This is a genomic window from Brevundimonas sp. SORGH_AS_0993 (assembly GCF_030818545.1).
Taxonomy (GTDB): Bacteria; Pseudomonadota; Alphaproteobacteria; order Caulobacterales; family Caulobacteraceae; genus Brevundimonas.
In genome coordinates, this window is sequence record NZ_JAUTAH010000001.1 from 1511991 (window position 1) to 1526366 (window position 14376).

General features: G+C 66.9%; 9 protein-coding genes and 1 pseudogene. 6 read left to right on the forward strand and 4 right to left on the reverse strand.

Going from position 1 to position 14376, the window contains the following annotated elements:
• Positions 1–132: 132 nt before the first annotated feature.
• Complete coding sequence (gene lepA / locus QE389_RS07495) at positions 133–1941, reverse strand: translation elongation factor 4 (protein WP_307365949.1); 1809 nt, start codon at positions 1939–1941, stop codon at positions 133–135.
• A 210-nt stretch (positions 1942–2151) separates the two neighbouring features.
• Here lepA and QE389_RS07500 point away from each other — a divergent pair, with 210 nt between their 5' ends.
• From QE389_RS07500 to QE389_RS07510, 3 genes are all read left to right on the forward strand, one after another.
• Positions 2152–3303: an efflux RND transporter periplasmic adaptor subunit gene (locus QE389_RS07500; protein WP_307365951.1), complete on the forward strand. Its 1152-nt coding sequence runs from the start codon at positions 2152–2154 to the stop codon at positions 3301–3303.
• A gap of 12 nt (positions 3304–3315) precedes the next feature.
• Positions 3316–6519 carry an efflux RND transporter permease subunit gene (locus QE389_RS07505; RefSeq protein WP_307365952.1) on the forward strand — a complete coding sequence of 1068 codons (3204 nt, stop codon included), beginning with the start codon at positions 3316–3318 and terminating at the stop codon, positions 6517–6519.
• Between the two features lie 83 nt (positions 6520–6602).
• On the forward strand, positions 6603–7061 hold the full coding sequence (locus QE389_RS07510; RefSeq protein ID WP_307365954.1) for a hypothetical protein: 459 nt from the start codon (positions 6603–6605) through the stop codon (positions 7059–7061).
• A gap of 202 nt (positions 7062–7263) precedes the next feature.
• On the opposite strand, the gene QE389_RS07515 is transcribed toward QE389_RS07510, so the two are convergent.
• The 3 genes and pseudogenes from QE389_RS07515 to nhaA form a co-directional block, all read right to left on the reverse strand.
• Positions 7264–8955, reverse strand: a complete 1692-nt coding sequence (locus QE389_RS07515) for a TonB-dependent receptor (protein WP_307365955.1) — start codon at positions 8953–8955, stop codon at positions 7264–7266.
• A gap of 535 nt (positions 8956–9490) precedes the next feature.
• Positions 9491–9904: pseudogene (locus QE389_RS07520) on the reverse strand (TonB-dependent receptor plug domain-containing protein); the annotation flags it as partial.
• Between the two features lie 239 nt (positions 9905–10143).
• Positions 10144–11322, reverse strand: coding sequence for a Na+/H+ antiporter NhaA (gene nhaA, locus QE389_RS07525; RefSeq protein ID WP_307365957.1), 1179 nt, complete (start codon positions 11320–11322; stop codon positions 10144–10146).
• 343 nt (positions 11323–11665) lie between these two features.
• On the opposite strand from nhaA, the gene QE389_RS07530 reads away from it, so the two are divergent.
• The 3 genes from QE389_RS07530 to QE389_RS07540 all read left to right on the forward strand — a co-directional run bounded on the left by QE389_RS07530 (position 11666) and on the right by QE389_RS07540 (position 14376).
• On the forward strand, positions 11666–13123 hold the full coding sequence (locus tag QE389_RS07530) for a protein adenylyltransferase SelO (RefSeq protein WP_307365959.1): 1458 nt from the start codon (positions 11666–11668) through the stop codon (positions 13121–13123).
• A 145-nt stretch (positions 13124–13268) separates the two neighbouring features.
• Positions 13269–13724: a DoxX family protein gene (locus QE389_RS07535; RefSeq protein WP_307365961.1), complete on the forward strand. Its 456-nt coding sequence runs from the start codon at positions 13269–13271 to the stop codon at positions 13722–13724.
• 172 nt (positions 13725–13896) lie between these two features.
• Complete coding sequence (locus QE389_RS07540; RefSeq protein ID WP_307365963.1) at positions 13897–14376, forward strand: MerR family DNA-binding transcriptional regulator; 480 nt, start codon at positions 13897–13899, stop codon at positions 14374–14376.

Sequence of the window (14376 nt, forward strand, 5' to 3'; positions counted from 1 at the left end):
GGGCATGGACAAACCCAGGCGCGCAGATCGCCGAATTTACAGCCTATGTCGCTGAATCTACAGGAATCGATGCGCGCTTTTACAGGTTTCTGCGCGCAGAATTCCGCATTTTCGAGGGCGCGAGAACTCGCCTTAATCCTCGTCCATCTTAAGCGCCGCGATGAAGGCTTCCTGGGGAATTTCGACCTTGCCGAATTGGCGCATGCGCTTCTTGCCGGCCTTTTGCTTTTCCAGCAGCTTCTTCTTGCGGGTGGCGTCGCCGCCGTAGCATTTGCTGGTCACGTCCTTCCTCAGGGCGCGGACGGTTTCGCGGGCGATGATCTTGCCGCCGATGGCCGCCTGGATCGGGATCTGGAACAGGTGGGGCGGGATCAGCTCCTTCATCTTCTCGACCATGCCCCGGCCGCGCGTCTCGGCGCGGGCGCGGTGAACCAGCATGGACAGGGCGTCGACCGGCTCGGCGTTGACCAGGATGGACATCTTGACCAGATCGCCGACCTTGTAGTCGGTGATCTCGTAGTCGAAGGAGGCGTAGCCCTTGGAGATGGATTTCAGCCGGTCGTAGAAGTCGAACACCACCTCGTTCAGCGGCAGCTCATAGACCACCATGGCGCGGCTGCCGACGTAGGACAGCTCCACCTGCTGGCCGCGCCGGTCCTGGCACAGCTTGATGACCCCGCCCAGATATTCGTCGGGCGTCAGGATGGTGGCCTTGATCCAGGGCTCGGCGATGGTCTCGATCTGCATCACGTCGGGCAGGTCGGCCGGGTTGTGCAGGTCCATCTCGGACCCGTCGCGCAGGTGGATCTTGTAAACCACGGACGGCGCCGTGGCGATCAGGTCCAGGTTGAACTCGCGGCTGAGGCGTTCCTGAATGATTTCAAGGTGCAGCAGCCCCAGGAAGCCGCAGCGGAAGCCGAAGCCCAGGGCCGCGCTGGATTCCATCTCATAGGTGAAGGAGGCGTCGTTCAGGCGCAGCTTGCCGATGGCGGCGCGCAGGTCCTCGAAATCGGCGGCGTCCACGGGGAACAGGCCGCAGAAGACCACCGACTGGACTTCCTTGAACCCCTTCAGCGGTTCGGCGGTCGGCTTCTTCTCGTCGGTGATGGTGTCGCCGACGGCGGCGTGGGCGACCTCCTTGATCTGGGCGGTGATGAAGCCGACCTCGCCGGGGCCGAGCTGATCGACGGGCGTGTTCTTGGGCAGGAAGACGCCGACGCGGTCCACCAGATGGGTCGAGCCGGACTGCATCATCTTGATGCGCTGGCCGGTCTTCAGAACGCCGTCGAAGACCCGGACCAACAGGACGACGCCCAGATAGGGGTCGTACCAGGCGTCGACCAGCATGGCCTTCAGGGGGGCGTCGATGTCGCCCTTGGGCGCCGGCAGGCGGGTGACGATGGCCTCCAGCACGTCCTCGATGCCCAGGCCGGACTTGGCCGAACACTCCACGGCGTCCGAGGCGTCCAGGCCGATGACCTCCTCGATCTGGGCCTTGACCCGCTCGGGCTCGGCGGCCGGCAGATCGATCTTGTTCAGGACCGGGACGATCTCATGGTTGTTGTCGATGGCCTGATAGACGTTGGCCAGGGTCTGGGCCTCGACCCCCTGCGAGGCGTCCACGACCAGCAGCGAGCCTTCGCAGGCGGCCAGCGAACGGGACACCTCATAGGCGAAATCGACGTGGCCCGGCGTGTCCATCAGGTTCAGGACATAGTCCTGCCCGTCCTTGGCCCTGTAGTTCAGACGCACGGTCTGGGCCTTGATGGTGATCCCGCGCTCCTGCTCGATCTCCATATTATCCAAGACCTGTTCCGACATCTCCCGCGCCGACAGGCCGCCGGTGAACTGGATCAGGCGGTCGGACAGGGTCGACTTGCCGTGGTCGATGTGGGCGACCACGCTGAAGTTGCGAATGTTCGAGATCGGGGGAGTCGTCATCCGCGCGCCCCTATCATGCGTAAGCACTGGGGGCCAGTCGCACGTCCGCCGCAGGCCGGACCATCGTTACATTAAGCGTTTGCAACAATGGGCTTCGCGTTTGAGAACGGTTTTCGGACACGGTATGAACCCCCTCCCCGCCGGCCCTGCGCCGGAGGTCCGTTTCGCCTGCCCCTTGCCCGCCCGCAATCGAGGATTCTGTCCGTGGCCATGACGACCCGAACCCCGCCGAGCCGCCCCTTCCTTGTCCTGGGCCTCCTGGCCCTGTCGGCCGCCGGCCTGAGCGGTTGCGGCGGCAAGGACGACGCCAAGACGGACGGCCAGGTCGAGGCCGGCGCGCGCCAGACGGTGACGGCCGCCGTCGTGACCCGGACAAGCCTAAGCCGCACGGTCAGCGCCTCGGGCTCGGTCTCAGCCTGGGAAGAGGTGCCGGTCGCGGCCGAGACGGGCGGCCTGACGGCTGTGGCCCTGTATGTCGACGAAGGCGCCTATGTCCGCCAGGGCCAACCCTTGGTGCAAATGAACGACGTCCTGCTGCGCGCCCAGTTGCGCCAGCAGCAGGCCCAGGTCCAGCTGGCCCAGGCCAACGCCGCGCGCGACGACGCCGCCCTGGCCCGCGCGCAGGAACTGAAGGAACGCGGCTTCCTTAGCCAGGCGTCGCTGGACACGACCCTGGCCAACCAGCGCAGTTCCACCGCCAGTCTGGCCGCCGCCCGCGCGGCCCTGTCGGAAACCCAGACGCGGCTGAACCAATCGACCATCCGCGCGCCCGTCGCCGGCCTGATCGTCAGCCGCAGCGTCACCAAGGGCCAGATCATCAGCGCCGGGACCGAGCTGTTCCGCATGGTGCGCGACGGCCGGCTGGAGCTGGACGCCCAGGTGCCTGAGACCGAATTGGGCCTGGTGCGCGCCGGCCAGTCGGCGACCGTGACCTCCAGCGAGGCGGGAGCGACGTCGGGAACCGTCCGCATCGTCACGCCCGAGGTCAATCCGCAGACCCGCCTGGGTCTGGCCCGCATCACCCTGGCCCCCAACGCCCAGCTGCGTCCGGGCATGTTCGCCCGCGCCGAAATCGCGGTCGGCGACCAGCCGGCTCTGGTCGTGCCCGCATCGGCCGTCGTCTACCGGGAAGGCAAGGCAGGGGTCTATGTCGTCGGCCAGGGCGACGTCGTGCGCTTCGCCCCCGTCACGACCGGGATCCGCAGCGGCGACGGGGTGGCGGTCACGGGCGTTCAGGCCGGACAGCGCGTCGTGGTCCAGGGCGCAGGCTTCCTGGGCGAGGGCGACCATGTGACGGTCGCCCCGGCGACGGGAACGCCGCAGCCGGCGCCCGCCGCTGCCGCGCCTGCGACAACGCGCTAGGGAACCGGACCGATGGGCTTTCAGAACATCTCGTCCTGGTCGATTAGGAACCCGATCCCCATCGTCCTGCTGTTCGTCGTCCTGACGATCGCGGGGACGATGAGCTATTTCAAGCTCCGCACCAACAACTTCCCCGACGTGGACCTGCCGGTCGTGGCCGTGACCGTGGTTCAGGCGGGCGCCGCCCCGACAGAAATGGAGACCCAGGTGACGCGCCTGGTTGAGGACGCGGTGGCGGGCCTGGGGTCGGTCAAACATATCAATTCAGTGGTCAACGAGGGGGTGTCGACCACCTCCATCGAATTCCAGCTGGGCGTGAACCTGGAAAAGGTCACGAACGACGTCCGGAACGCCGTCAGCGGCATCCGCCAGAACCTGCCCGCCGACGTGCAGGAGCCGATCGTCCAGCGCATCGAGTTCACGGCCATCCCCTTCGCCAACTATGTGGTGCGGGCGCCGGGCATGAACCCCGAGGAGCTAAGCTGGTTCGTCGACAACACCGTGGCCAAACGCCTGCTGTCGGTGCGCGGCGTCAGCCAGATCAGCCGCGACGGCGGCGTCAGCCGCGAGATCCGCATCAAGCTGGACCCCGCGCGCCTGGCCGCCTCAGGCGTGACGGCGGCCCAGGTGTCGAACCAGCTGCGGGCCTCCAACATCAACCTGCCCGGCGGACGGGGCGAGATCGCGGGCGAGGAACAGGCCATCCGCACCGTCGGTTCGGCCCAGTCCGTCGAGCAACTGCGCGAGACCCTGATCCCCATCGGCAGCCGCAGCGTGCGCCTGGGCGACCTGGGCCAGATCACCGACGAATGGTCCGAACCGCGCGGCCGCGCCCGGTTCAACGGCCAGGAGGTGGTCGGTTTCGGCGTGTCGCGCGCCATCGGATCGTCGGAGGTGGACGTCTATGACCGCGTCAACGCCGAGATCAGAAAGCTGGATCAGGAGCGGGGCGACGTCACTATCGAGGAGGTGGCCAACACCACTACCGACGTCATCAACAACTTCCACGCCTCGGTCGAGACCCTGGTGCTGGGCGCGCTTCTGGCCATCGCCGTGGTCTTCATCTTCCTCAGGGACTGGCGCGCGACCCTGATCGCGGCGGTGGCCATGCCGCTGTCGCTGATCCCGACCTTCTGGATCATGGACCTGACCGACCAGTCGCTGAACGTGGTCACGCTGCTGGCGCTGTCGCTGACCATCGGCATTCTGGTGGACGACGCCATCGTGGAGATCGAGAACATCGTCCGCCACATCCGCGACGGCAAGCCGCCCTATCCGGCGGCCATCGAGGCGGCCGACGAGATCGGCCTGGCGGTCATGGCGACGACGGCGACCCTGGTGGCGGTGTTCGCCCCCACCGGCTTCATGCCGGGCATCGTGGGCCAGTTCTTCAAGAGCTTCGCCATCGCCACCTGCGTCAGCGTTCTGTTCTCCCTGTTGGTGGCGCGGACCCTGACGCCGCTGATGGGCGCCTATCTGCTGAAGAAGGACCAAGGCAAGGAACACGGAGAGCCGTTCTGGATGGCGCCCTATCTGAAGGCCCTGAACTGGGCCCTGGGCGACGACTGGCGCAGGCGTCGGGCCGCGCACCATCCGCGCGCCGGCTGGTTCCGTCGCAAGGTGGCGGACCGGGTGTTCGACCACCGCCTGTGGGTGCTGGGGATGGGGGTGCTGTTCTTCTTCGCCTCCATCTTCATGGCGTCCAGACTGCCGGGCGAGTTCATTCCGGTCGAGGACATCTCGCGCTCCACCGTCACGGTGCAGTTCGCGCCGGGGGCGACCCTGGCCGAAACCGACGGCGCGGTGCAGAACATCAACCGCGAACTGCTGAAACGGCCCGAAGTGAAGTCGGTCTATTCCTCCGTCGGCTCGGCCACCGTCAGCTTCGGCCCCGGCGGGGGCGGCTCGTCCGGAGAGGTCCGCAGCGCCAATCTGACCGTCAATCTGGTCGGGCGCTGGGACCGCAAGCTGAGCCAGCAGGAATTCGAACGCGAGATGGGTCCCATCCTGCGCAAGACTCCGGGCGCGCGGGTGCAGTTCGGCGCCTCGGGCGCGGGCGGCGGGTCCAGCCTTCTGACCATCGCCCTGGTCGGCGACGATCCCGCGGTGCTGGAACCGGCGGCCGCCAAGGTCGAGCGGGAGATGCGCAACATCCCCGGCCTGTCCAACGTGGTGTCGTCCGCCTCCCTGGTGCGGCCTGAAATCCTGGTCACGCCGCGCGCCGACGTCGCCGCCCTGCAGGGGGTGTCGACCCAGGACATCAGCCAGGTGGCGCGGGTCGCCACACTGGGCGACGCCGATCAGTTGTTGCCCAAGTTCAACCTGGGCGACCGCCAGGTGCCGATCCGCGTCATGCTGACCGAACGGGCGCGATCCGACCTGGGCGTGCTGGAGAACCTGCAGGTGCCGACGGCGTCGGGCGCCACCGTGCCCCTGTCGGCGGTGGCGGACGTCACCTTCGGCGCCGGCCCGAACCAGATCAACCGTCTGGACCGGCTGCGGGTCGCCAACATCACCGCCGAACTGAGCGGCCTGACGCTGAGCCAGGGGACGCAGGCGGTGAACGCCCTGCCCGCCATCAAGGCCCTGCCCGCCGGGGTCAGCCAGAAGCCGTCGGGCGACGCCGAAAGCTTCCAGGAGCTGGGCATGGGCTTCGCCTTCGCCATCGTGACGGGCATCCTGTTGATGTACGTCGTGCTGGTCCTGCTGTTCAAAAGCTTCTTCCACCCGATCACCATCCTGGCGGCGCTTCCGGTGTCTTTCGGCGGGGCCTTCTTCCTGTTGCTGGTGACGGGCAAGTCCCTGTCCATGCCGGCCCTGATCGGCATCATCATGCTGACCGGGATCGCGGCCAAGAACTCCATCCTGCTGGTCGACTACGCCATCATGGCCATGGAGAAGGGGATGAACCGCCACGACGCCCTGATGGACGCCGCCCACAAGCGGGCGCGGCCGATCATCATGACGACCATGGCCATGGGCCTGGGGATGCTGCCCATCGCGGCGGCGTTCGGCGAAGGCACCGCCTTCCGCTCGCCCATGGCCATCGCCGTGATCGGCGGGCTGATCACCTCGACCGCCCTATCGCTGCTGTTCGTGCCGGTGGTGTTCAGCCTGATCGACGGGGTCAAGCGCCGCCTGGAAGGCCGACTGGACAAGATGTTCCACGGCCAGCACGGGCATGAGGAACCGGCGGGCGAGGATCGGATCGGCTGATCTACGCCGCAGCGCCTGACACGATGAGACCCGGCCGGAGCCCTCCGGCCGGGTCTTTTCTTGCGATGGACGCCCAGTTGGTCATGGCGGGCGTCGGCAGACGGGATGCGGACTTGGTGAGCGTCAGCTATGGATGGAAAGCGGACATGCCATCGGGCATTGTCCATCCGAAGAGGTGTTCAACCATGTCGATTGTCGGGCTTCTATCGGGGTATATTCTGTTGGCTGTTCCGATCCAGCAGGACCAACATGCTGCCCCGGAGCCACTTCAATGTATGGCTGGTCCCATCCATCGGTCCTTTGGCGGGACGGAGTGGCTGGCATATGGTTGTGCCGACCACTCCACACTTATTGTGGTGTCAGCACCGGGCAATCCGGCGATGCCGTTCGTTTTTAAGCTGTCAAAGACAGATGATGGTGTCCGCATCAGCGGCGAAGGCAACGGCGATCATAGGGCGACTGCTCCTGCCTTTGAAGACCTCAAGAAGATCTCTCAAGCGACCCTAACCGAGATGATTGAGGAAGCGGAAACGCAGCCCTGAATGTCCGCAATGTGTCGAAAGCGGACGGTGGATCAACGCAAGCGACGAACCAGCTTGTGCCCAGATAGAAAGCACCCGACCCGCCTGCGAAGACAGCCGTTCTCAAGAGAAACCACCGCCGAGAGCGCCGCCCCCTCGCAGAGAAAAAGGGCCGGCCGGTCGCCCGGTCGGCCCTTCGTCGTTCCGCCGTGCGGCATGAGGATCAGTACTTGACCTTCAGCGTCACGCCCCAGGTGCGCGGGGCGCCCAGGTAGGCGTTGTAGGTCGCCGTGTCGGTGGCGATGTTGTAGTAGGTGCCGTTGGCCTGGGGCGTGGTGGTGTTGGTGAAGGCCGTGCCCTGCAGCGGGGCCGCGAAGCCCACCTGGGTGTATTCTTCGTCAAGCAGGTTCTGGGCCCAGACGTCCAGGGTCCAGCGTTCGTCGGCCGAACCGATCGACACGCGGCCGTTGACCACGGTGAAGGCGTCCTGGTTCTTGTACGGCAACAGGTCCGAGCCGGTGTTGTATTCGGTCGAATACTTGGCCGACAGGTTGAACCCGCCGCGCAGTCCGCCGCCCAGTTCGCGGTCAAACGCCAGGGCGCCGGTCAGCGACCATTCCGGGGCGAACGAGGCGCGCGCGCCCGGCAGCAGCGACAGTTGCGGGAAGCGGCCGGGGTTGGACATGTCGCCGGCGCCGAACTGGCCGTATTTGGCGTCCGTGTAGGTCACGCCGCCCTGGAACGACAGGCCCTCGACCGGGGTGAACCACACCATGTCGGCGTCGACGCCGCGCGAGGTCAGTTCCGGGATCGATTCCACCACGAAGGCGGTGCCCAGGAAGGTGTTCAGCTGGAAGTTCTCGAACTTCTGGTCGAAGTAGGTCAGGTTCAGCAGCATGGTGCGGTTGAACAGGGTCGTCTTGACCCCCGCTTCATAGCTGTCGACCGTCTCGGCCTTGAAGAACAGCGAGGCGTCCGGCGTCACGCCCGTCTGCACCCGGTCCATATTGTAGCCCGCGCCCTTGTAGCCCCGCGCATAAGAACCATAGACCATGATCGAGGGGTTGAAGCGGTAGGACGCCTTGATCGTGCCGGACAGGTCGGTGTCGCTGAACTTCTCCTGGATGCGGCGGTTGTCGTACTGCGGGTTGGACCAGGGCAAGCACAGCAGGCCCAGCGCGGCGGCCGGGGTGGCGATATTGGCCGTGCCGGGGATCGGCGAGACCGTGCGGTTGGCCGGGTTCTGGTTGGTCAGGGCGCCGCCGCAGGCCGCGCCGTTCGTTCCCAGATTGTCCTGCAGGCCCAGCAGACGCTTGCTGTCGTAGGTGTAGCGCAGGCCCAGATTGATGTCGAAAGCCTCGCTCACCTTCCAGGTGTTGTTGGTGAAGACGGCGACCGAGTCGGACTTCTGCGAATAGTGGTCCTCATACGCCTTGCCGGCGGCGAAGGTCGGGGCGGCGGCGCTGGGCGGCACGGCGCCGATCACGCATAGCGGCTGGCCTGCGGCCGCGCCGGCCGTGCCGACCAGAAAGCCGTTCGGATTGGTGAAACAGCCCAGGCGCGACGGGCTGGGACCGCCCACGGAGGCGGGCAGGCTGGCCGTCAGCAGCAGGGAGGCGAAGGCGTTGTAGTCCGAGCCATAGACGTAGCTGTCGTCGCGATAGACGCCTTCCTTGGTGGCGAACACGCCGACCAGCCAGTCCAGCTTGTCCGACGTGCCGGCCAGGCGGAACTCTTGCGTCAGGTTGTCGACGCCGTAGCCGTTGGAGCCGTCGTTGGCGCGGTACAGGATGTCGGCGCCGGTGTAGTCCAGGTCCATCCCCTGCTGGAACGACCAGTCGCGCCACGAGGTCTGGGACGTCAGAGTGGCGTTGAGGCTGGGGAAGTCGATGGTCGCTTCCGCCGACAGGCCCATGTCCTCGATTTCCTGGGGCGTCTCGCGGTTGGAATAGGCCAGGCGCGAGAAGGGCACGGGGGCCGAAGGTCGCGTTCGGCGGCGTCTGGCCGGGACCGTTCGGCGCGGTCAGGGCGGCGATGAAGGGCTGGGTCTGACCCACACGGGTCTGGACGGCCACGCAGCAGTACTCGTCGCGCTTGGTGTAGTCGGCGATCAGGCGGATCGAGGTGTTGTCGTTCGGCAGGATCAGCAGCTGGCCTCGGCCGGTCCAGTAGTTCTGGTTCTGGTCGTCCTTGCGGGTGTTGGGGCCGTCGCCGTTGTTGACGTCGTAGAAACCGTCGCGTTCGCGGTGGGCGACGAACAGACGGCCGGCGATCTGGTCGCTGAGCGGACCCGTGACCGAGACCGAACCGCCCCAGGCGCCGTAGTTGCCGCCGGTCAGCTCCGCCGAGACGGACGGATCGAACGAGGGCCGCTCTGTGATGATGTTGATGACGCCGGCCGAGGTGTTCTTGCCGAACAGGGTGCCTTGCGGCCCCTTCAGCACCTCGATGCGGCTGAGTTCGCCCAGGTCGCCGAAGCCGACCGAGTTGCGCGAGCGATAGACCCCGTCGATCACCACGCCGACCGAGCTTTCCAGACCGGGGTTGTCGCCCACGGTGCCGGCGCCGCGGATGCGAACGGTGGTGGAGGCTTCCGACTGGGTCGAGGTGACGGTCATGCCAGGCGTCAGGATCTGAAGATCCTTGATGTCCTGCACGCCCGCGCCGGCCAGGGTTTCCTGCGACAGGGTAGTGACGACGATCGGCACGTCCTGAAGGCTCTGTTCGCGCTTCTGGGCGGTGACAATGATGTCGTCGACATTGGTGGGGGCTTCTTGCGCGGCGGCGACGCCGGCGAAGCCGAACACGACCGCGCCGACGACGGCGGCGGACACGGTGGTTCTGAGATGGTGGTTGCGGCGCATAGGCGTCCTCCCGGCTCGGGCCGGCGATCGGGAGCGATCGCGGCGGTTTCCTGTTCCCTATCGACGCCCCTCTGCGTGGAGAGACGTTCAGTAAGGCGAAGGCTAAGCGCGCTTCGGCCCCAGCGACAAGCGAGCGTTGTTGCCCGCGACGATTTTTCGCCGCAGAATCGCCTTTGTGTGTCGATGAAGCGACAGAATACCCTGACGTAAGGTCAGTATTTGCCCGATTTCGCAGACTTTCAGGCCCTTCGACGCCCCGCCAGGCCCAGGACCAGGGCCGCCGCGAGGGCCGACAGGACAGAGCCGCCGATCACGCCCAGCTTGACCTCGATCTGTTCGGGGCTGTCGACCGCGCCGGGGAAGGCCAGGACGCCGATGAACAGGCTCATGGTGAAACCCACCCCGCACAGCAGCGCCACCCCATAGAGCTGCAGCCAGCCGGCGCCCGTCGGCCGCTCGCCGATCTTCAAGGCCGAGGCCAGCCAGGCCAGGCCGAAGACGCCCATCGGCTTGCCCACGAACAGGCCCAGGGCGACGGCGATCACCAGGGGGGTGAAGACCTGGTCCAGCGACAGGCCGGCGAAGGAGACCCCCGCCTTGGCGAAGGCGAACAGGGGCAGGATCATAAAGGCGTTCCAGGGATGCAGGTCGTGCATCGCCGCCTTCAGCGGGCTGCGGCCACCCTCGGCGCGGGGTTCGATCGGCACGATCAGGGCGAAGGCGACGGCGGTGAGGGAGGTGCTGAGGCCCGACAGGACCGTCAGATGCCAGACCAGGGCGAAACCCAGAACCCAGAAGGGCGCGGGAACGCGAACGCGCCGGGCGACCAGACCGCCCAGGACCAGGGCCCCGAGCGCCCACAGAAGCGGCGTCCAGGTCACGCCCTGGCTGAACAACAGGCCGATCAGGGCGATGGCCCCCAGGTCGTCGACGATAGCCAGGGTCAGGAGGAAGACCCGCAGCGACGACGGCAGGCCCCTGCCCACGACGCCGAAGACGGCCAGGGCGAAGGCGATGTCGGTCGCCAGCGGAATGGGCCAGCCCCGATGCGGCGCGCCGATCCAACCCGTCAGCAGCAGATAGACCACGGCCGGCCCGGCCATGCCGCCGAGCGCCGCAAGGACGGGGGTGGCCAGCTTCTTCGGATCACTGAGTTCGCCGCGGACGATCTCGTATTTGATCTCCAGCCCGACGACGAGGAAAAAGACCGCCATCAGCCCTTCCTTGATCCAGTCGGAGATCGTCTCTTCCAGCCGGATCGGGCCGATCTGAAGACTCTGACTGCTCTTCAGCCAGGCGAAATAGTCGCCCGACCAGGGGGAGTTGGCGACGACCAGGGCCGCGAACGCCGCCAGGGCCAGGGCAAGGCCGGAGGCGGCCTCGGTCTTGAGAAAATCCAGGGTCGGTTTGCGCGCCACGGCGACCTCCAATCGAAAAACTGAAGCTGTCGTGACGCCAGGTTATCGACGGGCGTCGGACCGGATTCGTCGCGGGCGCGACGCGGCCTGGCCGCGCGCGGCGACCTGATCTCTGGGGCGGAGAATAGTCGAGCGGCGGGCGGGTTCAATCGAAACCGGACAGTCCCAATGCGACGCGCGATTCCCGAACATCCGACAAACCCTCATCCTCTGGCTTGCCCCGAGAGTGACGGGGGTGAAGGACGCACAAGGGGTTCGATATCTCCGCTTCGCTGCGCCTGGAATGACGAAAGATGGGAGGGGCGCGGTTGCGTTCGTTGTCTGGGGCACGCACCTAGCGGTCATGCCCGTCTCCCCCGCCTATCGCCCCGAGCCCCGTTTCTTCGATCTGGGCGACGACTACGCCGATGCGGTTAAGGCGGCGGCGTTTCCGCAGACCGTGCTGCGCCATCGCAACGACCGGGCGGCGGCGACGGTGGGGTTGGAGACGCTGGACGACGCGGAATGGATCGCCGCCTTCGGCCGGTTCGAGCCTCTGCCCGGCCAGCCCGGCCCCCTCGCCATGCGCTATCACGGGCATCAGTTCCGCCACTACAACCCCGACCTGGGCGACGGGCGCGGCTTCCTGGCCGCGCAGATGCGCGAGACGCCTGGCGCCGGGGCGCGGAGCGACCGCGCCGCGAGCGATACCGCCCCAGGGCGCCTCCTCGACCTGGGAACAAAGGGCTCGGGCCGGACGCCCTGGTCGCGCGGGGGCGACGGGCGGCTGACGCTGAAGGGCGGGGTGCGCGAGGTGCTGGCGGCCGCCATGCTGGAGACGCTGGGCGTCCCCACCAGCCGGGCGTTGTCCCTGATCGAGACCGGCGAGGCGCTGGAGCGCGGGGACGAGCCGTCGCCGACGCGGTCGGCCGTGCTGGTGCGGCTGTCGCACAGCCATGTGCGGTTCGGCACGTTTCAGCGGGCCGCCTATCTGGGCCGCAGGGACCAGATCGAGACGCTTATCGAACACGTCCGCGGCCTGTATCATCCGACGGTCGCGCCCGGCGACGCGCCCGGCCTGCTGGCGGCGGTGGTGGAGGCTTCGGCCCGGCTGACGGCGCGCTGGATCGCGGCGGGCTTCGTCCACGGCGTGCTGAACACCGACAATCTGAATGTCACGGGCGAAAGCTTCGACCATGGGCCGTGGCGGTTCCTGCCCTTCTATGACCCCGGCTTCACGGCCGCCTATTTCGACCAGACGGGCCTGTACGCCTTCGCGCGCCAGCCCGAAGCCGTGTTCTGGAACCTGACGCAGTTGGCCGGCTGTCTGAAGCTGGTCGCCGCGGTCGAGCCGCTGACCCAGGCGCTGAACGGGTTCGGCCCGGCCTATATCCGCGAACTGCGCGCCGCCTTCCTGATGCGGCTGGGGGTCCGGAGCCTGGGCGAGGCGGCGGACCAGCGCCTGCTTGATACGACCCTGGCCCTGTTGCGGGAAGGCGGCGAGGCGATCCGGTGGGAGCCGCTGTTCTTCGACTGGTTCGGGGGCTTCGCCTCCTCGGCCCGCGCCCTGTCGGGACCGCGCGCCCGGCTTTATCAGGGCGAAGCCTTCGACGCCTTCCGCTTCGCCCTGATGGAACACGAGCCGGACCGGATCGAGCGGCTGGAACACGCGATGTTCGCCGCGCGCGAACCCGAGGAACTGCTGATCGAGGAGGTCGAGGCGATCTGGGCGCCCATCGCCGAGACGGACGACTGGACCGCCTTCCACGCCAAGCTGGCCCGGCTGGAGGCGGCGCGCACGGCCTGGGGCTATGGCGTCTGAGGCGGCTGTAACATTAAGTCATCAACTGATGTCATCAGTTGATGTCATCCAATGATGACAAATCGGAGAGGCGTGGCTATATCCCCTCTTGCGAATGGGACCGAGCGATCCGATATCGCAACTGTTACGAATTTAGGCCCTCTCGATGACGACTACCACTCTTCCTGCGGCGTCGACCGCCGCCCCCCATGCCACGACCCAGGCCACGGCCGAGGCGCGCAGCCGCGCCGCCTATCGCAACATCGCCCTGTGGACGCTGCAGGGATGGATTGCGATGTTCTTCGTCGCCGCCGGCTACGCCAAGCTGACCGAGCCGATGAGCAATCTGATCGCCCTGATGGGCTGGCCGGCCGTGGCGCCGGTGGACATGGTGCGGGGGCTGGGCGTGGTCGAGCTGGTGCTGGCCCTGGGCGTGCTGAGCCCCCTGGTTTCCTGGCGCGTCGGCCGGCCGCTGCTGCTGGTCTCGGCCTTCGGTCTGACCGTGATGGAAGCGGTCATGCTGACGGTCCACGCCGTCAATCGGGACATCGGCCTGGCGGCGGTCAACGTCATCCTGCTGGCGCTTACCCTTCCGGTTCTGCTGGGCCGTCGCCACGGCTGAACCGCACGCCTTCGACCGTCGGGCCCTCTCCCCCTCCAGCCCGGCGGATCGCGCCCGGAACCTGTCCCAGGTTCCGGGCTTCTTTTTGCACGAAAGGCCGGGCGTCAAAAAGCTTACCTTTACGCGCGCGTAAACTCTTCCCTTTACCCGCACGTCAAGTTATGGTCGCGCCATGGCCACTGCCGACGACCACCGCACCTATTCCATTCGCCAGCTGTGCCGCGAGTTCGGCGCCACGGCGCGCGCCCTGCGTTTCTACGAGGACAAGGGCCTTCTGACCCCGGCGCGCAAGGGGCAGACCCGCGTCTATGACGCCCGCGATCGGGCGCGCCTGAAGCTGATCCTAAGGGGACGCCGCATCGGCTTCACCTTGCAGGAGATCCAGGAGATGATGGATCTCTATGATCGCAAGGATCACAACGTCCATCAGATGGCCGTGGCCCTGGTGCGGCACCGCGCCCAGATCTCGGCGCTGAAACAGCAGTTGGAAGACATCGAGGGCGCCATCGAGACGGCCGAGGAAGCCTGCGCCTGGATGGAGTCCAAGTTGAACGAGCACCGGCCCGACCTGCTGCCGGGCGCCGAGGACTATGAGCGGTTGCTGCGCGCGCGCCTCAACCAAGACCACCACCCCTTCAAAGCAAGAGCGTAA